Origin of the sequence: Phnomibacter ginsenosidimutans (genome assembly GCF_009740285.1) — a bacterium.
Taxonomy (GTDB): Bacteria; Bacteroidota; Bacteroidia; order Chitinophagales; family Chitinophagaceae; genus Phnomibacter; species Phnomibacter ginsenosidimutans.
Window position 1 is genome coordinate 3286801 of the sequence record NZ_CP046566.1, and the last position, 22688, is coordinate 3309488.

23 protein-coding genes are annotated in these 22688 nt (G+C 47.0%); 12 read left to right on the top strand and 11 right to left on the bottom strand.

What is annotated here, in order from left to right; genetic code table 11:
* Positions 1-18 precede the first annotated feature (18 nt).
* The gene (locus GLV81_RS14180) at positions 19-516 is read right to left on the bottom strand and encodes a peroxiredoxin family protein (RefSeq protein ID WP_157479451.1); all 498 of its coding nucleotides are present in this window, start codon (positions 514-516) and stop codon (positions 19-21) included.
* Between the two features lie 166 nt (positions 517-682).
* On the opposite strand from GLV81_RS14180, the gene efp reads away from it, so the two are divergent.
* The 7 genes from efp to GLV81_RS14215 all read left to right on the top strand — a co-directional run bounded on the left by efp (position 683) and on the right by GLV81_RS14215 (position 5855).
* Positions 683-1267, top strand: a complete 585-nt coding sequence (gene efp / locus GLV81_RS14185) for an elongation factor P (RefSeq protein ID WP_157479452.1) — start codon at positions 683-685, stop codon at positions 1265-1267.
* Between the two features lie 238 nt (positions 1268-1505).
* Positions 1506-1985, top strand: coding sequence for an acetyl-CoA carboxylase biotin carboxyl carrier protein (accB, locus tag GLV81_RS14190; RefSeq protein ID WP_157479453.1), 480 nt, complete (start codon positions 1506-1508; stop codon positions 1983-1985).
* A gap of 78 nt (positions 1986-2063) precedes the next feature.
* Complete coding sequence (locus GLV81_RS14195) at positions 2064-2441, top strand: four helix bundle protein (RefSeq protein ID WP_157479454.1); 378 nt, start codon at positions 2064-2066, stop codon at positions 2439-2441.
* Positions 2442-2497: 56 nt separating this feature from the next.
* Positions 2498-3838 (top strand): acetyl-CoA carboxylase biotin carboxylase subunit, encoded by a 1341-nt coding sequence (accC, locus tag GLV81_RS14200; protein WP_157479455.1) that lies wholly within the window; start codon positions 2498-2500, stop codon positions 3836-3838.
* 141 nt (positions 3839-3979) lie between these two features.
* A complete protein-coding gene (locus GLV81_RS14205; protein ID WP_157479456.1) occupies positions 3980-4630 on the top strand; it encodes a protein-glutamine glutaminase family protein in 651 nt (216 codons plus the stop codon).
* A gap of 49 nt (positions 4631-4679) precedes the next feature.
* Entirely contained in the window at positions 4680-5450 is a 771-nt protein-coding gene (locus tag GLV81_RS14210; protein ID WP_157479457.1) for an NIPSNAP family protein, read from the top strand.
* Positions 5451-5501: 51 nt separating this feature from the next.
* Positions 5502-5855, top strand: a complete 354-nt coding sequence (locus GLV81_RS14215; RefSeq protein WP_157479458.1) for a bleomycin resistance protein — start codon at positions 5502-5504, stop codon at positions 5853-5855.
* Between the two features lie 16 nt (positions 5856-5871).
* Here the strand turns inward: GLV81_RS14215 and GLV81_RS14220 are convergent, their stop codons facing one another.
* Positions 5872-6642, bottom strand: coding sequence for an oxygenase MpaB family protein (locus GLV81_RS14220; protein ID WP_157479459.1), 771 nt, complete (start codon positions 6640-6642; stop codon positions 5872-5874).
* A 789-nt stretch (positions 6643-7431) separates the two neighbouring features.
* Here GLV81_RS14220 and GLV81_RS14225 point away from each other — a divergent pair.
* The 4 genes from GLV81_RS14225 to GLV81_RS14240 all read left to right on the top strand — a co-directional run bounded on the left by GLV81_RS14225 (position 7432) and on the right by GLV81_RS14240 (position 12218).
* Positions 7432-10581, top strand: a complete 3150-nt coding sequence (locus tag GLV81_RS14225; protein ID WP_157479460.1) for a WD40/YVTN/BNR-like repeat-containing protein — start codon at positions 7432-7434, stop codon at positions 10579-10581.
* A gap of 224 nt (positions 10582-10805) precedes the next feature.
* Positions 10806-11093 carry a CD225/dispanin family protein gene (locus GLV81_RS14230; protein WP_157479461.1) on the top strand — a complete coding sequence of 96 codons (288 nt, stop codon included), beginning with the start codon at positions 10806-10808 and terminating at the stop codon, positions 11091-11093.
* Positions 11094-11110: 17 nt separating this feature from the next.
* Positions 11111-11518, top strand: a complete 408-nt coding sequence (locus tag GLV81_RS14235) for a DUF2752 domain-containing protein (protein ID WP_157479462.1) — start codon at positions 11111-11113, stop codon at positions 11516-11518.
* Between the two features lie 67 nt (positions 11519-11585).
* Positions 11586-12218, top strand: coding sequence for a hypothetical protein (locus tag GLV81_RS14240; RefSeq protein WP_157479463.1), 633 nt, complete (start codon positions 11586-11588; stop codon positions 12216-12218).
* Positions 12219-12305: 87 nt separating this feature from the next.
* Here GLV81_RS14240 and GLV81_RS14245 read toward each other — a convergent pair whose 3' ends face one another.
* The 9 genes from GLV81_RS14245 to GLV81_RS14280 form a co-directional block, all read right to left on the bottom strand.
* A complete protein-coding gene (locus tag GLV81_RS14245) occupies positions 12306-12995 on the bottom strand; it encodes a porin family protein (RefSeq protein WP_157479464.1) in 690 nt (229 codons plus the stop codon).
* A gap of 123 nt (positions 12996-13118) precedes the next feature.
* Positions 13119-13520, bottom strand: coding sequence for an SET domain-containing protein (locus GLV81_RS14250; protein ID WP_157479465.1), 402 nt, complete (start codon positions 13518-13520; stop codon positions 13119-13121).
* A 100-nt stretch (positions 13521-13620) separates the two neighbouring features.
* A complete protein-coding gene (locus GLV81_RS14255) occupies positions 13621-14451 on the bottom strand; it encodes an alpha/beta fold hydrolase (RefSeq protein WP_197428360.1) in 831 nt (276 codons plus the stop codon).
* A 108-nt stretch (positions 14452-14559) separates the two neighbouring features.
* Positions 14560-15717 (bottom strand): TonB-dependent receptor domain-containing protein, encoded by a 1158-nt coding sequence (locus tag GLV81_RS14260; RefSeq protein WP_197428363.1) that lies wholly within the window; start codon positions 15715-15717, stop codon positions 14560-14562.
* Positions 15680-17107 carry a TonB-dependent receptor gene (locus GLV81_RS14265; RefSeq protein WP_157479468.1) on the bottom strand — a complete coding sequence of 476 codons (1428 nt, stop codon included), beginning with the start codon at positions 17105-17107 and terminating at the stop codon, positions 15680-15682. Before GLV81_RS14265 ends, GLV81_RS14260 begins: the two co-directional genes overlap by 38 nt.
* A 35-nt stretch (positions 17108-17142) precedes the next feature.
* On the bottom strand, positions 17143-18081 hold the full coding sequence (locus GLV81_RS14270) for an alpha/beta fold hydrolase (RefSeq protein WP_157479469.1): 939 nt from the start codon (positions 18079-18081) through the stop codon (positions 17143-17145).
* Positions 18078-18818, bottom strand: coding sequence for a sodium:solute symporter family transporter (locus GLV81_RS21345; protein ID WP_197428365.1), 741 nt, complete (start codon positions 18816-18818; stop codon positions 18078-18080). The genes GLV81_RS14270 and GLV81_RS21345 overlap by 4 nt, the downstream gene beginning before the upstream one ends.
* A gap of 8 nt (positions 18819-18826) precedes the next feature.
* Positions 18827-19582, bottom strand: a complete 756-nt coding sequence (locus GLV81_RS21350) for a sodium:solute symporter family transporter (protein ID WP_197428374.1) — start codon at positions 19580-19582, stop codon at positions 18827-18829.
* Between the two features lie 147 nt (positions 19583-19729).
* Entirely contained in the window at positions 19730-20470 is a 741-nt protein-coding gene (locus GLV81_RS14280; RefSeq protein WP_157479470.1) for a LytR/AlgR family response regulator transcription factor, read from the bottom strand.
* A gap of 62 nt (positions 20471-20532) precedes the next feature.
* Here GLV81_RS14280 and GLV81_RS14285 point away from each other — a divergent pair, with 62 nt between their 5' ends.
* Complete coding sequence (locus GLV81_RS14285; RefSeq protein ID WP_157479471.1) at positions 20533-22518, top strand: sensor histidine kinase; 1986 nt, start codon at positions 20533-20535, stop codon at positions 22516-22518.
* The last annotated feature ends 170 nt before the right edge of the window (positions 22519-22688 follow it).

Genomic DNA, 22688 nt, shown 5'->3' on the forward strand with positions numbered 1-22688 from the left:
GAATGACGTTCATTTTACTCACTCGTTTGCGGATACAATGAGGTCTTCCATTTTTACTTTGGAGTCGAAAGATTTTTTGAGCTTGCCATTTTTGCCATACACAAAAATGCTGGGTATTTCCTTTAGCTCATAAAAGCCCCCGAGCTTGAATTCGGGATCCTGTCCGACAGTAAAATTGGGCATCTTGGTAAGCCCACGGGTAATGGCGAAGGTTTTGATTTCTTCCACCGAATACGCCGACACAAACAGGAATTGTACATTCTTAAACTGCTTCAATTTTCCCGTAAGGCTTTCTGTAAATTCCAGGCAGTGGCTGCAGGTAGGGCTAAAATAAACCAGCACCAAGGTTTTGCCGGCCGTCTGTACTTTATTGGAAAAAAATGGCTGCTTATTCCAGCTTACCAGTTGTACGGCTGGAATGGTTTGCTGGGTTTTATAGCTAGCCGCTTTGCCGGGTTGTGCCCATACCGGGCTTGCAGCCATCAATAACAATAGCGAAGTAAACAAGGTTTTCATATGCCCAAATGTACAGTAACAGAAGGCATACTCATGGCTTTACAGAATGCTAAAACGCATTGCCCTGCAGAAAACCAGCCCAAATAAGTGCCGGGTGTTTTTGGTGGAAAAGCATTCACCTATATTTGCCGCCCAAACACAAGAACCTGCGCCAACCGCCGGTTCAATGCTTAAAACTTTTTTATGGCAAATACTTCCGACATCAGTCAGTGGCATTATTCTCAAGCTCGATGGTAGCTTGTATAAAGTGGTGGAATTTGGCGAAAACAAAACTGCCCGTGCCGCCGCTAAAGTGTGGGCAAAACTGCAGGGTGTAGACAACAACCGCAGTATTGAAAAAACATGGAACAGTGGTGATACCATATACCCCGTTCGTGTAGAGCGTCGCAACTTTCAGTATCTCTACAAAGACGACACCGGTTACAACTTTATGGATCAGGAAACCTTTGAGCAAATTGCCATTGCCGAAACCCTGATTGATGCACCTCAGTTTTTGAAAGACGGCCAGGAGGTAAGTGTACTGGTAAATACCGAAACCGAAAGCCCCATGAGTGTGGAACTGCCCGATAAAATTGTGGTACGGGTTACTTACAGCGAACCCGGCCTGCGTGGCGATACCGCTACCCGTACGCTGAAGCCCGCCACCGTAGAAACCGGTGCCAACGTAAACGTACCCCTGTTTGTAAATGAAGGCGAACTCATTCGCATCAACACCAAAACAGGTGAATATGTAGAACGGGTAAAAGAATAATCCTACAGCATAGTATAATAGTTGATACAGCTAAAAAAGAGCCTCGAACGGGGCTCTTTTTTTATACTTTCCCCAGAAATAGCCAAATGTGCAAAAACGATTGATTTTGACTAAAAATGGTCGTTTTTTCCCCATTTTCATGGGAAAATGATGAAAAATGGCCTCATTTCGACTGCTTACCTTACTTTAGCCGACCCTTTGAAAAAGGGTATATTTTTTCATCTTTAACAGTTGCAGTATGGACATTAAAATCATTCAGGATTTGGTGAAGATTATCAACAAAACCAACATCGCTGAAATCAGCATCGAAGAAGCTGATTTTAAGGTAACCATCAAACAAAAGGAAGACAAAGTAGAAACAGTTGTAGCTGCCCCCGTAGCCTACGCTGCTCCTGCTGTGGCTGCCCCCGCCCCTGCACCCGCTGCCCCTGCCGCAGCTCCGGCAGCAGCACCTGCCCCCGCTGCCCCTGCCGCCAACACCGTTACTATCAAAAGTCCCATGATTGGCACTTTCTACAGAAGCTCAGCTCCCGATAAACCCTCTTTTGTAAACGTAGGCGACGAAGTAGCTCCCGGCAAAGTAGTATGTATTGTAGAAGCCATGAAGCTCTTCAACGAAATTGAAAGTGAAGTAAAAGGCAAAATCGTAAAAGTACTGGTAGAAGACGCCAGCCCCGTAGAATACGACCAGCCCCTGTTTTTGGTGGAACCAGCGTAAATGCAAATGTGCCAATGGGCTAATTTGCTAATGTGCTAATGACCAAAACTCATGATAACTTTAAGTCAAACGGTTATCATGCAAGAACTAAGAATCGCAGAGAATCCTCTCCTCAAAAGCACCTTCGCATTTTCGCTACAAATCATTGATAACTGCGGACAACTTCAAGCATTGAAGTATTATCCCTTGGCCAATCAGCTCTTTAAATCAGGCACTTCCATTGGCGCAAATGCCATTGAAGCGCAAAACGCAGAAAGTAAAGCTGACTTCATTCATAAAATGAAGATTGCTGCCAAAGAAGCCGATGAGGCACAGTATTGGTTGAGGCTTTGTAAATATTCTGAAAGATTTCCCGATTGTACGGCACTGCTCAATCAGTTGGATGAAATCACCAGAATACTTGGAAAGATTTTAACTACCTCCAAGCAGAACAAAAATCGTTCTACCGACCAGTAAATACGGTGCGTATCATTTGCCAATTGGCACATTTTCACATTAGCACATTTAAGCTCATGTTTAAAAAAATATTGATTGCCAACCGGGGCGAAATTGCCCTGCGCATCATTCGCACCTGTCGCGAAATGGGCATCCGTACAGTAGCTGTATATTCTACTGCCGATAAAGATTCCCTGCATGTAAAGTTTGCCGACGAAGCCGTGTGCATTGGCAAACCCCAAAGCAGCGACAGCTACCTCAACATGCCCCGCCTCATAGCGGCCGCAGAAATCACCAACGCCGACGCCATTCACCCTGGTTATGGCTTCCTGGCCGAAAATGCCCTCTTCTCAGAAATCTGTGCACAGAACGGCATCAAGTTTATTGGCCCTCCGCCTGAGCAAATCAAGGCCATGGGCGATAAAATCACTGCCAAGGAAACCATGATTAAAGCCGGCGTACCGGTTATTCCCGGCAGTGATGGTTTGCTCGAAAGCCTCGAACAAGCTTACGATCTCGCAAAGAACACAGTGGGCTACCCTGTTATTCTGAAAGCGACTGCCGGTGGCGGTGGAAAGGGTATGCGGGTAGTGTGGAGAGAAGACGAAATGGAACGGGCCTACAACACGGCAAAAGCTGAAGCTCTGGCCGCCTTCAAAAATGATGGCGTGTACATGGAGAAGTTTGTAGAAGAACCCCGCCACATTGAAATACAGGTAGCCGGCGACCAGTTTGGCACCGTATGTCACCTTAGCGAACGGGATTGCTCTATCCAGCGCCGTCACCAAAAGCTAGTGGAAGAAAGCCCCTCACCTTTCATGACGCCTGAGCTGCGTAAAGCCATGGGCGAAGCTGCTAAGAAAGCCGCTCAAGCCATCAATTACGAAGGTGTAGGTACCATTGAGTTTCTGGTAGACAAGCACCGCAATTTCTACTTCATGGAAATGAATACCCGTATTCAGGTAGAACATTGCGTAACCGAAGAAGTCATCAACTTCGATTTGATTAAAGAGCAAATCAAAATTGCGGCGGGCATTCGCATCAGCGGTCGTGATTACGAACCCACTATGCATGCCATTGAGTGCCGTATCAATGCAGAAGATCCGTACAACGATTTCCGCCCAAGCCCTGGTAAAATTACCGTGCTTCACACACCGGGTGGCCATGGTGTACGGGTTGATAGCCACGTGTATGCCGGTTACACCATTCCGCCATACTACGACAGCATGATTGGCAAGCTCATCACCATTGCCCGTACCCGTGATGAAGCCATTGATACCATGTACAGAGCCCTGAGTGAATATGTGATTGATGGCATAAAAACCACCATCCCCTTCCACCTGCAGCTCATGAAAAACGAACAATTCAAAGCCGGTGATTTCAATACCAAGTTTTTGGAAAGCTTTGAAATGAAATAACGGACAACGATTGTTGTTCCAATAAAAAGAGCTACGCAATTGCGTAGCTCTTTTTATTGGCATTGATACAACGAATGAAAGAAACAGCCGTCAGGCATACTTAGCAATGTCAGAACCAATTCATCCGTGTATCTTGCTGCCATGCAACAACCACTTTCGCTGAGCCTGTACGAGTATTTCCTCAGCGATCGGATTGCTGATATAGTGCCGTTACAACCAGCCAACGCTCAAGGCATTTTTAAATGGCTGGCCACACAACCCATTTTTGGTTGGCACCGGCAGCACAATTTTTGTGAAGCCCGCGCCGAAGCCGCATCGCTGCTGCTGAAACATGCAGGCATACCGCATGCCAAGTGTTGGGTATTTGGTGCCGCTTTTTTACGCAAGGGTTATGTGGGTGGTTTGCTCAATAATTGGAACTATCATGTGGCGGTGGCGGTGCCTGTATTAGAACAAGGCCAACTCTGCTGGTGGATACTTGACCCCGCCGCTTGTACAGCACCCATACCGATGTTGCAATGGGCCGAGGCAGCCACTGCCTATCCGCACAGTTATCATTGCATCAGGCAGCCGCAGTATTTCATTTTTCCAGACAGGAAACCCTACAAAAAAGATTGGTACAAACGCAATCAGCGCAACTACCGGTGGACCATTCAGGGTCTTGCAGGTATTTACAGCCGCAATAGTATTGGTCGGGCCAAGTTGGCTTTTTGCAAAAAAACCATTCGGGGTTACAAGCAAGCCTTTGAACAGCTCGCCCCACTTTTGACAGCAGATGTACAAGCAAAATGATGGCCAAGAGTTGGTGGTGGCAACCATTAACTTAGTATAAATTTTTACCATGAAAGGGAAAGCATTGCTCTGCCTGTTGTTGACAGTAAGTGTAGCGATGGCGCAACCAAAAGCCAGCCGCTATTTTCAGCTGAATGTATACAGCTATTCCAACCAGACACAAGAGCAAGTACTGGAGCAATACTTGCAAAATGCTTTTGTACCTACCGCACATGCACTGGGCATTGCATCGGTGGGTGTATTTAAAGCCATTACCAACGATACTGCTGTGGTAAAAAAACTGTACGTGTTTTTGGCTGCAAAAAGTGCAGCAGCATTGCTGCAACTGCCCGCAAAAATGCTGCAACACAAACCATACACAACACAGGCTGCCACCTGGTTGAACCATGAGCAACAACAAACAGCTTACGACAGAAAAGAAACCATTTTGCTGCAAGCCTTTGCTATGTCGGAAGGCTTGGTAATGCCCAACCTGACTGGACCACGCAGTGAACGGGTATACGAACTGCGCAGTTATGAAAGCAGCACCGAAGCTTTGTACCGCAATAAAGTGCATATGTTTAATGAAGGTGATGAAATTGGCTTGTTCAAACGGCTACAATTCAACGCTATTTTTTATGGTGATGTAATTGCAGGCAGCCACATGCCCAACCTGATGTACATGACCAGCTTCAACAATATGGCCGACAGGCAGGAACACTGGAAGCAATTTGTAGCCGACGCACAATGGAAAACCTTATCATCGATGCCTTTTTACAAAGGTAATGTGTCGCACATTGACATTAGTTTCCTGCGGCCAACAGCTTACTCTGATTATTGATTGATGATAAGCCTTTGCTATCAATCATTTCATCATTGAAACATACTCGCTATGCTCACTACCGTCCACCCGAAACTACCCATGCGCAGCAAAGCCGCTACGCTGGCTTACTACACGCAACTTGGTTTTACCAGCATGGGCAGCCACGATTATCCCGGTTATCTGATGCTGCAAAAAGAAGGTATTGAAATCCACTTTTTTGAGCACCCGACTTTGGAGCCCTCGGAAAATTATGGTCAGGTGTATATCCGCTGCAGCGATATTGAAAAGCTATACAACCAGTGGATAGCAGCCGGTGTTGCCATTCATCCGAATGGTGCTTTAGCAAGCAAGCCTTGGGGGCAAAAAGAATTTTCGCTACTCGACCCCGACAATAATTTGCTGACGTTTGGCGAATCTCTGTAGCAGCAATAGAAAGCCGTTATCTTTTCTCTTCTGGCTGATTGAGGGCCTTAATTTGAGCCTTGTATGCAGCGGGCAAAAGCAAATGCTTGATAAGCCCGTCCAGGTGCAGCAGCCTGCTGAATTTGTACAGCGGCACCACCGGACCCAACCAAGAATATTTGGGAAAGCCCAGCAACGCTTTTACTTGTGTAGGCACTACCAATTGCTGGCCTGCCTTTAGCACCGTATACCGGGTACTACCCAAGTGTTTTTTGTACTGTACGAACAAATCGTCAGTGTAATGGCTGCGCTGCAAATCGGCATTCAGGTGTGCTTCTCTTGATGGCAACCAGTTTGCATAACCCTGCGGTAGTTGTGTAAGCCCCATGCCGACTCCTACTCTGTAAAACACATCGTACACTTCTTCTTTTTCTTCATCGGTAAGTGGGCGTTCGAGCAATTCGAAAGCAGCAATGGAATAATGAATGAGCATGTATAGTACATCGCGGTAGGCCCAGTCAGGAATAGTATCGCCGCGGCTTTTTTCTACTGCCGCATGTATGTGGCGCATTTGCTGAATGGCCTGTGTGGCTTTGTCGTGGGGCGAAAAAATAATCCACCGGGCATACTGCACGGTAGAAAACAAACGGCCCAAAGGATCTTTCGGCAGCTTGCCGGTAAAGTACAACCAGTCAACCGCTTTATTCAACGCAAACTCTGCGGCAGCACCGGCAAAGATGAACAAGATGGTATCGCTGTTGCCCCAAATGCGGCGCATAACAGACTGCGGATGAACAAAGGATTGCATGCAATAAAAACTTGAATTAAAGATACAAAGCACCCCCTAACCCCCAGCGGGGGAAAATGAGATGGGACGCGGATTTTCACGAATGATGTTGCTGTCGCAGGCCTCCCGGCCTGTGACGATGTGTTACTAATGCTGCAAGAAAAGACAGCTACAAAGCTTGGCCACAGATTCACGGATTTGTAAACATGAATTTTTGGGACGCGGATTTGAACGGATCTTGATTGATGCAATGGATTCTTCTTGTTTCAGCCCCGAAGGGGCGTAATAACGGTAGCCACGGGTGATAGCCCGTGGTGAAAAAGAAAGTGTTGAGTAGCAAAGCCCCGAAGGGGCGAAAGAGTATATCACAACCTTTCAAATGAATTGATGAAAAGTACTGCTTGAAGACGAGTCACAATCTGTCACAGGCCGGGAGGCCTGCGACAGATAAAGCGTATAATTCATGGCCACAGATGCACGGATTTTTCTTGGAGCTGACGGTTGATGTACAAGACGAGTAACCGGCTGTCACAGGCCGGGAGGCCTGCGACAGAAAGTGGATAGCAGCATACAGCTGACGGGCTGCCCGACGGACGAAACTACCCCGCAGTACCGTGCCAGCGAAGCGGCGCCGGTACGAGGAGTAGTGAGGACGGCGGGAACCACAGCTTCATAGCTGCACTACAGCTGACAGCCCCAAACATGTATTTCAAATACCATGTGTAGCATGACATGTAGCAACAGGTAGCTGATGATTCATCGTCTAAACGGCTGTATATTTCCCCTTCATTTCTAAACTGCAACACTCGTATGAGAAAAGTATTGCTCGCCTGTGTGGCCTTGTTGGCCCTGTACACGCAGGTATTGGCGCAAAAGAAGAAAGCAGCGCCACCTGCTCCTGTAGCCGAAGCGCAGGAAATTCCTTTCTTCAAAAACCTGAACTACCGCCTTATTGGCCCCTTCCGTGGTGGCCGTAGTGCAGCGGTGGCCGGTAGCTACAAAAACAAAAACACTTTCTACTTTGGTGCCACGGGTGGCGGCGTTTGGAAAACCACCGACGGCGGCAGCAACTGGAGCAACATCAGCGATAAATATTTTGGCGGCAGCATTGGCGCCATTGCCGTAGCCCCCAGCGATGAAAGTGTGCTGTATGTGGGCGAAGGCGAAAACAGCATGCGGGGCAACGTGAGTGAAGGCCTGGGTGGCATGTGGCGCAGCGATGATGGCGGCAAAACCTGGCAAAACATTGGCCTCAAAGATGGTCGCCATATCATCCGCATTATTGTGCACCCCAAAGACCCCAACACCGTATGGGCTGCAGTGATTGGTCATTTGTTTGGCCCCAATGAAGAAAGAGGCGTGTACAAAACCACCGATGGTGGTAAAACATGGAAACGTACCCTGTTTGTAAACAACCAAACCGGCGCCAGCGATTTGGTAATGGAGCCGGGCAATACCAAGGTATTGTACGCCGGTATGTGGCGGGTGATTCGTCAGCCGCATACACTGGAAAGTGGTGGCGAAGGCAGTGGCCTCTGGAAGAGCACCGATGGCGGCGAAACCTGGAAAAACATTACGGCCAACAAAGGATTGCCCAAAGGCACTTGGGGTATTGTAGGTGTGGCAGTAGCCCCCAGCAATACTGATAAAGTGTATGCCATTATGGAAAATGAAAAAGGTGGCATGTACTGCAGTGAAGATGCCGGCGAAACCTGGAGCCTGCGCAGCAGCGACAACAACATTCGCCAGCGGGCCTGGTACTATACCAAAGTGTTTGTAGACCCGCAAAATGAAAACCTGGTGTATGCGCCCAACGTAAACTTTATGCTGAGCCGCGATGGTGGCCGCACTTTCAGCAGCCCCTACCAAACACCACACGGCGACCACCACGATTTGTGGATCGACCCGGAAAATGGCCGTCGAATGATTGTAGCCGATGATGGCGGTGCACAGGTAAGCTTTGATGGCGGTCAAAACTGGAGCACTTACGAAAACCAACCTACCGTGCAGGTGTACCGGGTGAGTACCGACAATGCTTTCCCTTATCGCATTTTGGGTGGTCAGCAAGACAATGGTGCCTTCCGCATTAAAAGCCGCACTTACGGATGCGCCATTACAGCTGCTGACATGGAAGATGCCGCAGGTAGCGAAAGTGGTTACGTGGTAGCCGACCCCACCAACCCCGACATTACTTATGGTGGCAACTACATGGGTATGCTGCAGCGCCTCGACCATAAAACAGGTGAAAGCCGCATGATTAATGTGTGGCCCATCGACAACATGGGTGCTGGTGCCGAAGCGGCCAAATACCGTTTTCAGTGGAACTATCCCATCTTCTTCAGCCCCAACAACCCAAAGCGGTTGTATGCCGCAGGCAATCATTTGTTTGTGACCGAAAATGAAGGCCGCAGCTGGGAAATGATTAGCCCCGACCTGACCACAAATGATAAGAGCAAGCAAGGTCCGAGTGGTGGTCCCATTACCAAAGACAACACCACTGTTGAATATTACTGCACCATTTTTACCGCTGCAGAAAGTGCTACAGAACCCAACCTGCTGTGGACAGGTAGCGATGATGGTTTGATACACATCAGCAAAGACGGTGGCAAGAATTGGGAAAACGTAACGCCCAAAGACATTCCGGCGCAAATGATGTGGAACTGTGTGGATGTAGACCCTGTACGCAAGGGCACGGCTTATTTTGCCGGTACCCGCTACAAGCTCGACGATTACACGCCATATCTTTTTAAAACAACTGACTACGGCAAAACATGGCAGCGCATTGATGCAGGCATCAACCGCATGCATTTTACCCGTGCCATTCGTGCCGATAAAAAACGTGCTGGTTTACTGTATGCCGGCACCGAGTTTGGCATGTACATCAGCTACAACGATGGCGCCAGCTGGAACAAGTTTCAGCTGAACATGCCGGTAGTACCCATCACCGACATGACCATTAAAAACAACGACCTGATTGTGGGCACACAGGGCCGCAGCATTTACATTCTCGACGACCTGACTACAGTGCAGCAATACGAGCCCGTTATAGCCGAGAAAAACTTTGTCGCATTTACACCAGCGCCAGCCTACCGCATGCAAGTAGCTGGCCGTGGATGGCGCAATGCCGGCGCTGCGCCTCGCAATGCCGGTGCCAACCCTATGCCCGGTGCTGTGATTCCTTTCTACATCAAAGGCGGTGCTGATACGTTGAAAGCAACCGTGGTAGTAATGGATAAAAACCGCAACGTGATTAAAACATACGGCACAGCAGAAAAAGACAACAAGATCGAATTGAAGAACGGCTTGAACCAGTTTGCCTGGGATTTGAATTATCCTGAAGGTGAACGAGTACCTGAAGGCACCATTTTGTGGAACCGTGCCCGCATGGTGGCCATGGCGCCTCCCGGCGAATACATAGCCAAAATGAAAGTGGGCAAAGACAGTGCTGAAGTAACCTTTACCGTACTGGCCGATCCCAACTACAACGTGAGTCAGGCGGAGTACGAAGCACAGTTTAGCTTTTTGCGCAAGGCACAAGCCAAGTTTGACGAGGTGATGAAGGCGCAGAAAGACATGACTGAAATTCGCAAGCAAATGACCGACCTTACTGGCCGTTGGGGCAAAGATTGTCCGAAGGAAGTGAAAGACCTGACAGAAGCGATTGGTAAAAAGCTGACGCCGATTGAAGAAGCGCTGCACCAAACAAAAGCCAAGAGTGGTCAGGATGTGCTCAACTACCCCATTAAGCTGGATGACAAGCTGAGCAGCGTGTACCGTACGGCTGCTGTAGGCAATGGTGCCCCTGCCAAGCAAGTGCTGGAAGCCTACGAAGTGGTGGCTGCACAAATAGATGCAGAGTTAGCCAAACTGAAAGCAGTGATGAGCGAAGAACTGCCGAAACTGAACACAGTGATTCGGGAGAAAAACCTGCCAGTGGTGGGTGTGAAGAAGAGTGAATAGTGGGCAATGAAAAAATAGGCAATGATGATTGCCCATCTTACAATAAAACGGCGCCAGTGGAATACTGGCGCCGTTGTTTATTTACATCCATGCTGCTGTATATACTGCAACGGAAGCTATTTTCACCAGTTATTCCCAACCAGAAAGATGTACAAAAAAATTAATCTGCACATATCACATAATTCCTATGTTTGAACGTACACTACTTCATCAATCAACTAACTATGGAACAACAAATCATTCCGCCACCCATGCCAAAAAACTGGCTGGTTGAATCCATCCTTGTAACACTGTTTTGCTGCTTGCCTTTCGGTATTGTAGGCATCATCAACGCTGCACAAGTATCTAGCCGTTACGCAGCACAGCAATACGATGCTGCTGCCGATGCTTCACGTGAAGCCGCCAAATGGACCAAAATTGGTTTTTGGGTAGGCATCGCTGTTATTGCTCTTTACGTACTGTTTTGGGTAGTATTGGGCGTTTCCTTTGGCCTGTCTGAAACACTGGATTAAGGCACACAACGCAAACAATGGCTTTTCTCAGAACAGCATTTGTTGCGTTAATACTTGCAGTGGCAGGATGGTTGTACTTCAACTTTAATCCTGCCACTGTTTCGTTTTTTCCCAAGTGCCCATCGTATAGTTTGCTGGGTTTTTATTGTGCCGGCTGTGGATCGCAGCGGGCCATACATCAGCTTCTGCATGCCCGTATTGGGGCAGCCGCCGATTACAATCTACTGGCCATTATTTACACGCCTTTTCTGTTGGCTTATTTTGCCGAATGGCTATTGCACAAATACACAAGCGTGGCCAAGAACCAACCGGTCAGCAAATTGTTTCATCGGCCATGGTTTGTATACGCCACACTGGTGTCAGTTGTTCTCTTCACTATTGTACGCAATGTTCCATGGCATGGCTTTGACTGGCTACGGCCATAATTATGCGTCAAACAGTTAATGACCTTCCTTGTCTGTTTCCTATTCAAACTTTTTAAAGTTCATATGTATGAAATTCATCTTGACAATACTGGTTTCACTGATTTTCTTTAACGGAAATGGTCAGCGAATAGTTGAAGAACTAATCAGAATCAACGACAATTACAGTCCGTTATTTGGTAACAAATCAACTGATGTAGATATCATGTTTGTGATGTCGTATGAGCACTTAAAAAGCGATACAGTATTTAATGTTGTTTTCCAATTGAATCAGCTTGAAACTGAAAAACAAGGTGAATCATTTTCAACAGGTATTTTTGGCAGAAGTATCGGTTTTGCCTCAAGTAGTTATTACTCATCCGAACGGAATAAAGGCCACTTAACACTTAACTATCAGGAATTAGATACACTTCTCACTAGTTTTAATAAGATGTATGAATTTACAAAGCAGACTTACGGAAGGAACAGGATTGTTACATACTCGTTCAAGAATTTAAAATTATCAGTTGAAGTCAACTATGTTGGAGGCGTTGATCCAACGGGTGCATTTAAAAGTTTCTTCTATCTCAGCATCGACGATGCAACTTTCAGGCTTTCTACATCACAATTTTTTAAACTTACTCAAAAGACAATCTCCGAGTTAAAGAAGATTTGGGACGATTGGTTACAAAATCGATTATTACCGGTGCCGATTTATTACTAATTAATCAAATAATCAATATCTCAAAAAAAGAAGCGTGTTACAAATGATTGACAACACGCTTCTCTTAAAATTAAATCATTCAAATTATTACAACTTCACGCCTAATGTAAGGCTCAGCACCCGATGCTTGTTGCGATCGTTGGCATTGCTGTTGCCCTCGGAGGCAATGTTAGCTAAGCCATAGCCATATTGCAAGGTGAGCAAAAAGGCGTCGGCCTCAAAACCAGCCACACCATTCAGTCCATAATCAAAACGGCGCATGATACCAATGCCCGCTCCCTCTTGTGTGGAAGTAGTAGGATCATCATTAGAAAACTTGATGTTTTCTGAACTGTTGAAAGCAACACCAAAAACTTTGCCTTCTACTTTGTTTTTACCGGCAATGCCCATGGCCGCATACGGACCGGCACCAACAAAAAAGTTGTTGTCTTTGCTGAGTGGCAGTTTGAATACAGCATTCAGTGGCAGCTCAATGTACATGGGATTGGAGCTGGCTTTGTAGTACGTGGCATCGCTGGAACTGCCAACACTGGTTTTGGCACCTTTGCCGGTAAAATACAAGCCGGGCTGCAATGAAAAGAATTTGGTGATGGGCAAATCGGCCTGTACACCCGCCTGAAAAGAAGTGAGGGTTTTGGCATCATCAATGCTGCCATTGTCGGAGATGGTGACGTTGGCCAGATTAACGCCGGCCTTAATGGCCACACTCGCATCTTGAGCATGAACGGTTGTAGTAAAGAATAAAGCGCAGGCGAATACGGGAATAATGTGCTTCATAGGAATGGTTTTGAAGCGACTCTGCCAAACACCATGCCAACCTGAAAACCGGTTGTGTTCTTTGCATTTTGTTAGGAAAGTGAACAACCGATTTTTTTTGTCATCCAAATCGGATTTATGCGTTTACAAATACCCCACACAATTACTCGCCCCGCAGCGGCAGGGCAATTTGCCATCGTGGTGCGTAGGGCCGTAATTGCAGGTGAGCTCCTCTCCTTTTTTAATGGGGCGCAGGCTCCAAAACTCCACCCGGTTGTTGATGCACCGCATATAACAATTGGGCTGGCAGCTATGATTGAGATAGCGCAACGCATTTGGATTGATGCTGGCATCCAGTGCATACCCATTGCCAAACTCCACCATGGCTACCCGCTTGGTTTTGGCAGCACGTTTACGTGCCTCCCGCAATGAAATCACTTCGCCACCAAGGTTGCCAATTTTACGCCTTGCAGGTATGCGCTGGTTGGCAAACACGCCGGTGCCATCGATATTACTTGCTGCATTGAATACAGAAAACTGAATCATAAGGGCCAATATACAGCAGCAAACAACAGATTGGGTAAAACAATGAGAGCAGCGATTATCTCGCTGCTCCCGGCCCTTAATACAACTAAACAAAATACACTTATATAAAAGACGCTATTGCGGCAACAATCTGTCGGGCTCCTTCGCCATACAACATGGTTTGATGATTGCCTTCCACTATTTCAAACTGAACATTCGGCAATAGTGCAGCCGTTTCACGGGCATTGGCTTCGGGTAGCAATGGTGCTTCCATTGTATAAATGCCCGGAGCATTGACCATCAGTACCGGTTGTACTACCTGTGGCAACATATCGGCCCAAGGTTCGGCCAGCACTTTGGTGGCGGCTTCCGTCATATGTTGTGCATTGGGTATGGTAGCCACACTACCATCAGCGGCAGTATGCACATCTGCTTTGTAATAACTGGTCATGGCTTCTTCCCAAATATGCAAATAGGGAGCGGTTTTCACCAGTTGCAAATACGCATCAAAAGAGCCAAATACTTTGCCCAAGCGGCCCAATGCAGGGCCCAGCATTTGCAATGTATTTGGGTGCATACGCATGGCCGCATCCAAGGCTATTACCTTGCTAATGCGTGTTGGATAATGCGCCGCCAGGTACCAACTTAAAAAGGCACCATAAGAATGGCCGCCCATTACTACCTGCTCCAACTGCAATACATCCATGAGGGCAATGATGTCTTTTGCCGTTTCTGCCATGGTATAACCCTGATCGGGGGCCTCACTTTCGCCACGGCCACGTAAGTCTACAGCTATTACCCGGGCATACTGTTTCAAACCAGCTGCCATCAATCCATCAAAAGCATGCGCATTGGCAGTAAGGCCATGCGCCAACAACAATACGGGTCCCGTTCCACCCCAGTCTACCGCATGAATTTTTAATCCATTCGCAGACACATACACATCTTGCATATCGTTTTTGTATTTGTGCATTGAATAAAAGAACATGGGCTCCCACAAACTTTGCCTGGCAGCATTGTTGCAGAAGCCCAATGACCGTTCAACCAAAAAGCAGCATCGCTATTTTTTACTTCCGTTAGGAATATGCACTTTCAGTTCGGCGCTGATGAGGCGACCAATAGATGGAGAGCCTACAAACTCCCGCATTTCCACATCAAACAAATTGCTTACGCCCACACCCAGCGACAGCATGGGATTGAAACGATAGCCAGCGCTGACATCGATGGTTGTAAAGCCACCCAACGCACCCCAGTTGAAGTTTTTAGCATAGAAACGTGGTTGGTTGTTGAGCGGATTGATACCACCATACACCGAGCCACGCATGCCTTTGCCTGCAGCAGTTCCAATTTGGCTGCCGCTATAAAAGTCGTGCTCCTGCACCCAACGGGCACTCAGGTTTACAAACATTTTGCCCTTGGCCAAATTGCTGAAGCTGAGTGTACCGGCAATGCGGTTCTTGGGTGCGTTCAGGCTCTTTTCTTCGGCACTTACAAAACCGTCGCGGTTGGCATCGTTCTTCATGTTGTCTTTGGTAATGTCGCTGCCAAACCATGAGTATTTCACAGCAAGAGAAACCATATCGCTGAAGAAATAATTGATACCGAGGTCAACACCATAGCTGGATACTTCGCCGTAGTTGAAGTAAGTGCTGAAAGCTGCACCACTCAGTACACCTGTTTGCGCATTTACCGTACCAGGCAGCAACAAACCAGCAGTAGGAATAGGAATAGCACCTACACTCAATGCACGGCCACCAACGGTAATAGCTGGGCTCAGGAAGTTTTTGCTGTTGCCATAGTAACCGTTTACATCTACATACAGCTTCTTACCAATCTTACCCTTGTAACCAATTTCCCAGGTACCAATTTCTTCTACTTTCAATTTCTCTGTTACACTTACGCTACTAAGCTGTGCACCATTGGGCACGTAGCGAACACCATCACCGTTGCCAAACACCAAACCAAATACGCTGGCACTTTGGAACAGAATGATGGGCGCTGCATTAGCACGACCATAGGTCACACGGAAGGCACCACCAGGAACCGCTTTTACTAAGCCCATTTTGGGAGCAAACAAGTTGCCAAACACACTATGATTGTCTACACGGGCTGCTGCATAGAGCTTAAAGCCGGCAGGCAATTTTTGTTCTAATTGCAACGCACCGCCAAATTGAGTTACTTCAATTTTTTGTGTGGCATCGGCCAGGCTTGGTACCAAATGTGTTGGGGTTGTCTTTCTGATAATTCAGGCCAGCTACCAATTGCAAACCAATTTTTTCAAACTCGTAGTTGTACTGTGCTTCGGCATTCAAACGCTTACTTTCTTCTTTAAAGCGGTTGCCCAGTCGCAATGCGAAAGCTTCTGCTTCATCGGGAAACAAACGGCCTACTGCAGGAAACAACGGATTGGTAGGATCGGTGATGGTGCTGTGCGTACGGTTCCAGAAGTCACGGGTGTAACCGGGGATACCATACGAGTTGCCTACGTTTGTCCACGTATTATAGATTTGTGCAAAAAAACGTGGGCTCACATACCTTGCCTGCAAGTAGCTAAACTTCCAGTCAACGATTTGGTTGCGGCCCACATTGTTCACACTTAAAAAGCGGTTGGTGCTACCACCGTACGAAACAATGATGTCGCTTTTTGGCGTTACACTGTAGTACAAATGGCCTTCGCCACGAACGTGACGGAAACGACGGTCATTCTTTTCTGGAATGGCTACTGCAGGGCCGTACACACTACCACCTGCGTAGATGCTGTCTTGAAAAGCGAAATCTAAACCAGCGGTGTATTCACCCGTGATTTTATACGCCCACTTGTTGTTGATTTTAGTAGCCTGACGAAAACGTCCACTGAACACTTCTTGTGTACCACCACCCAGCACTACAGTTGTACCCTGGTGTTTGCGGGGGTCTTTCGTAATGGTGTTGGCAATACCGTTGTGGGCATTAGGACCATACAAAGCACTGCTGGGGCCCAGCACTACTTCCATGCGGTCTACGTCTTCTTTGATGATGGTATTCATAATACCGGCAGCCAAACCGCTACCACCAGCCATCATACTGTTACGGCCATCGGTCATCAGCAATACCTTTGCGTTAAAGGCATTGTTGAAACCACGGGCATTGAAGCCAACGCCGTTTACACCGGTACGTACAAATTCTACCCCCTGAATTTTAGAAGCGAGTTCGCCAATATTGAAAGAGGCACTCTGATCCAAATCTTTGGAAGTAATAACACTGATAGAAGCTGGTGCTTCAGTAATTTTTTGTGGCCTGCGGGAAGCGGTTACTACCACTTCATCGCCAAGGCCGGTGCTTTCGCTCAGCTCAAAGCGAAGGTATTCGCCAGCAGCTGTGAGTGCCTGCTCGGCGTAGCCAATATAGCTGGCCACCAGCGTATGGGTGCCGGCTGTTTCGGCAATGAGGGTAAACTCACCGTTGGCATCGGTAGCCACCGCATTGGTGGTTCCCTTCAGGGTAACAGTAGCGCCCGACAAAGGCTGTCCGTTCTTTTTGTCGGTTACCTTACCCTTGTATGTAGCCTGCGCCAATATGGCGTTTGCGCAGACGACCATGAGGAAGCACATGAAAAGAATTTTTCTCATACGACATCGTTTGTTTTAGTGAAGAATAGTTATGGTTATTGATGGATAAATGTGAGCAATGCGTTGTGGAATGCTGCTGGCTGTTCCCACTGCAACATGTGCCCGGTTTCTTCGAGCCATACAGCTGATACAGTTGGAATGTGTTGCAATGCCACGTTCATAACGTCGGCATGTTGCATTTGTGGATGTAATAATTTGTTAGGAATGGAAGCATCTTGCTTTCCAAAGACTACTAATACCGGTACACGTATTTGTGACAGTTGATCGACTACAGGTGCGCCAAGCATGCCGGCCACACCTGCAGATATGGTTTTACAATAATCATCGAACCCGGCACAGCTTTTCATGCTATTGCGTTCCTGAATCAACGCAGCAGCAGATGCAGGCATGTTGTAAAAACTTGTTTTCACATTACGGGCAATTGTTGCACTATCCTGCTGTTTGAAAAACGCAGGCGTTGCATATTGCTTGAGGAGCGACGCTTCCTGAGCAGTAAACGTTTCCAACCCTGCAGGAGCTGCCAATACCAATTTTTCCAGCCACTTGGGTTGTTGCAAGGAAATGAGCATCGCTATTTGTCCGCCCATGCTGTGCCCGGTGAGCAATACCTTTTTCAATGCAAGTTTTTCTACCAATGCTTGCACCACGAATGTATAGTTGTGCAATTGTTTTGCCGCATCATTTGCCAGCATGGGCTGGCTGCTGCCATAGCCCGGCAGGTTAATAGCAATCACCCGATGACCGGCTTTTACCAGGCCATCTATATTTTGCAACCAATGCGCAGCATGCCCGCCCAAACCATGCAGGAGCACAATGGGCTGGCCTTTGCCTGTATCGAAATAACTAACTGAAAGTTGATTGGACAGTTGTGCCGTTTGCATGCGCCAACCCCAGTTGAAGCTGCAGTTGGTTTGTGCTGAAGCAGTTGTTACCATCAGCATCAATACAAAAGCGATACCGGTTAGTTGTTTCATACTGCTACCTCCTTTTTGGTTTGGCGGTAAAGTACCAAAACAACGGTTCCAACCAATAGCGAAATGAGGATAGCCAAGGCAGCGGCAATGCCCGGATTGCGGGTGCCGGTTTCCATGTATGGCGTTAGGCGGCCGTAGTAAATACCGAAGTGTGCTACCACCGCTGCAACAGATGCACTGAAAGCAGCCTGCACGGGTACATTTTTCAAAAACATACCAAATAATAATGGCACAAAGGCGGCGGAGAAAGATGCATAGACGCCGTTTTGTGCCAGTATTCCCACACTCAAATCGGGATTGACCAACTGCTGATAAGACAGTGCGATGGTGACCGCAGCCATTACAGCAATAACTAATCTATTGACGAACAATTGCTGCTTGCCAATGACCTTGGGTGCAAATGCCGCAATAATATCAGTGGTGATGGTAGTGCTGATAGATTGAATGAGGCTCTCCAGTGTAGCTACACCCGATGCCAGTAAACCTACTACCAAAAACAAACTCACCACGGGAGAAAAATACGTGGTCACGTAAGCACTCATTACCGCATCGAGGGGCAATGGTTTGCCTGCTACCATCAAATCAGGAAACAACACACGGGCATACAAACCGGTAAACACCACCGTAAAAAACAGGATGAGTAAAATGACTGCTACCCACAAAAAACGGTTCATGCCTTTGTCATCTTTCAACAGCAATGAACGGGTAATGATGTGTGGCTGACAAACAATCGCCACACCTACAATCAACTGACAAATGACAACTTCAAAAAGTCGCGGTACAAAGGGCTATCTGTATTGAAAGCGGCGGTCAATTTGGGATCGATCTGTTGCAGTTGCTGAAAGAAACCAGCATCTGCATTGGTAAACAATTGATACCCGCTGAACAGCAACACTACAGCAACTACAACTTTCAACAGTGCCTGAATCATGTTGGTGTACACCAAACTATTGGCACCACCAAACATCATGTACCCAAAAGTAAACAGTACAATACCCGACAAAGCCGGCAATGCATCTACATTCAACGCTCTGCTGAGCACCTGCGTTAAACCAACGGCTATCAACACAATGAACGTAAGATGAAGTACAGACAAGAAGGCCATATACAATCGAAACGATGCACTGTTGTAGCGAATACCTACCCATTGCGCAATGGTTTTAGCATTGACTGCAGAACCAATTTTGCGAAAGCGTTTGGAAAAAATGATGAGTGAAATAATAGCACCAATGGGTAAAAACACCGCCATGCTTAAGAAAGCACTGATGCCGTAATAAGCAATAAATCCCGGATTGATAATGAAAGTAGCGGCACTCGTCATACCTGCAGCAAGCGACAGCCCAATGGCAGCAGGCGAAAATTGAAACGTGCCGGTGGCATAGTCGGCCATGTTGGTCGTTCGCCGTGCTCCACGCACCACGAAGTACAGAATCACTCCCATGTACACAATGAGTGATATCCACACAGCAGTCAACATTCCCGGAGTAGCCAGGTTATTCATTCGGCAAGCATTTTCAATTTCAACATTATTATTTGTTGATGGAAATGCGCCGTTTAACTTGGTGAATGGAACCCTTTTGCGGGGTGAATGGAAAACCCTGAATGGCCAAGGCCGTGAAAACACAATCGTCGGAAACCCTTGCCGGCACTACAATACCTGCAAGCGGCTCATCACAGGCTCCCGAAATGTTTTACCAATTGGAATAGCCCTGCCAGCCAGCATCAAATCGTTTTCTTCAATGGCTTCTATCTTGTGGGTGTTCACAATAAACGAACGGTGGACACGCATAAAATGTGACGCCGGAAACTTTTCTTCTACCGATTTTAAACTGTTGCTCAACAGGAATTTGCCATGCACGGTAAACATCATGGCATATACATCAACCGCTTCTATGTACAACACATCACTTAGTTGTACTTTCTCCAGCCGCTTTTTATTTTTTACAAAAATGCCTTCTTCGTATTGCAGTGGTTTTACCAGTGGCTCGGCTGGCAACACATCGGGCACTTTGCGTTGCGACGCATTGTGCATGGTGATTTCAATAGAACTGTACAAGCTTTCGGGGCTCACAGGTTTTACCAGATAAGCATACGGTTCTGTGAGCTTGGCTTGTTCCAATGTGCTCTGATCGGCCAGCGCTGTCAGAAAAATATACGGCACTTTGAATTGTTGCTTTAGTTGACGGGCAGTATCAATGCCTGTCAAGTCGCCACTCAGGCCAATATCGAGCAATACCAAATCGGGTTGCAATACCGGCATTTGCCGAATGGCTTCTTCGCCGCTATCAATGGTGCCCACTGGTTCAAAGCCCATGTCTTGCAAACTCAGCGTAATCTCTTTGGCAATAATCCAATCGTCTTCTACCAATAAAATTTTGATACCCGCCATAAAAGTCCATTAATATTGAAGGATGTAACGAAACTTGACAAACCTAACAATTATCTCATTGGATGCGTGGGTTGCTGGCCATAATCATTGTTTTTTTTGTACATGTGTTGCAGGCGCAACCGGTGCACAACCCAATGCTGCAATGGAAGGCCGGCGATAGAATGCAACAGCTGTCTTCCAAACAACTGCACTGGACAGACAGCCCTCAATTACATACGCAATTCAGCATTGTAAATACTCAAACTACAGCCAGTACGCTGCTCATTAAAACGCCCAATGTTTGGCAGGTGCAGCTCTCCAGCCAATCGGCACGTACCGGAAAATTGCAATCTTCTGTCATTTCGAGAAATGAGCCGGTGATTAATAGGACCGTCCCTCATTATCAACCCCATTTTTTGGTTGAACTGCAGCCCGGTGATACCGCACAAATACATATTGCGTTGTCTGCAGGTTTTAGTATTTATCAGAAAAGTCCTTTGCAGGTAGAAGTATTGCAACAAGACCAGTTTGAGCAAACCGACCGCGACCGCCACTTTTGGCAGGGCATGTTTTTAGGCGTCATTCTGGTGATGGCGTTGTACAATTTGTTTTTGTTCTTTTCGGTGAAGGATACCAGCTACCTGCACTATGTACTCAGCATTGCAGGCATTGGCTTGTACTTTGCCTACTACTACGGTTTTGGCATAGAACACATGTGGCCCAACAGTCCTCGATGGGATACCTGGAGTTATACCATCATCGTTCCGTTTACCAGCCTTGCCCGTTTGTGGTTTACCCGTACTTATCTCAACACTCCTGTGTTGTTGCCACGCACCAATGCTTTGCTCACACTGCTCAACATACTCATGAGCGGCACATTGCTCATTGGCATTGGTACTTATGTATTAAATATTGATTGGCTGGCGCCATTGGTTACTATCATTGGTATTCTAAACACCCTCATACTTGTATTGATGCTGGTGGCAGGTATTGATGCCTACAACAGAAATTACAAGCCTGCTTTGTATTTCATTACGGCCAACGCATTACTGGTAGCCGGTGCCATCCTGTTTATTTTTAGAGAAATGGGGCTTGCCGGCGACAACTGGTTTACCCGCTACTTTGTACAGGTGGGTGTGGTCGTGCAGGTAGTACTGTTTGCATTGGGCCTGGCCAGCCGCTACAACCAAACCCGGCAGGCTTTAGAAGAGCAGCGATTAGAAAAAGAACGCATTGCACTGGAAACAGAAAAAGAAAAAAAGCAGTTGATTGAAGAACAAAAAATTCAATTGCAATTGCAGATAGAAGCACAAACATTATCGCTGCGCAATCAAAATGAAAAACTGCAAGAGCTGAATAGTTTGAAGGATAAACTATTTAGCGTTATCACCCATGACCTGCGCAATCCGCTGGCCACCATGCAAAGCTTTTTAAAACTGCTGACCGAGCATCACGAAAAACTGAGCGAAGCAGAAAAGCAAAAACTAATGGCCGAAGCACAGGACTCCTTAGATCATTTGAATCGGCTGTTGTTTCACCTGTTGCAATGGAGTAAAAGCCAGATGAATTTGCTGGCCTTTCAACCAGAACAGCTGGATACCAGAGAAAGCCTGGAAAAATGTGTCCGCATTTTGCACCTGCAGGCTCATTTGAAAAAAATAACGATTGAAACGGATGTCGACAATCCATGTCCGTTACATGCCGATCAGCAAATGATAGATTTTATTTTGCGCAACCTGTTGAGCAATGCCATCAAGTTTAGCCACATGCAAGGGCACATTTTACTCAAAGCATGGGTAGCCCAACAACACACCTATATTTCCATTCAAGACAGTGGTATTGGCATTAGTGCCGATGTAGTTAATGAAATTTTAACAACTCATGTGGGCGCCACCAGACGAGGTACGGCCAAGGAAAGAGGCACCGGATTGGGCCTGTTGATCAGCCGTGAGTTCATTGAAAAACATGGGGGGCAATTGTTTATTGAAAGTCATCCTGGCAGCGGCACCCTTATGACCATTGCCATACCGCTAAAGCCCAAGCCACAAGGCATTGATACACAGGTATAAAAAACAAAACCGGGTAAAAACCCGGTTTTGTGGTAAGTCCTTTAATGATGGGATTTTGAAAATGGAATTGGGGGTAAGCGAGTGTGAGGGGTAAATGAGCAGGGCGATGGTGTGATTTTCGCCCCACTCATTTAATGGACTTAATGGTAAATGGTCAGCAAATCTGTAGA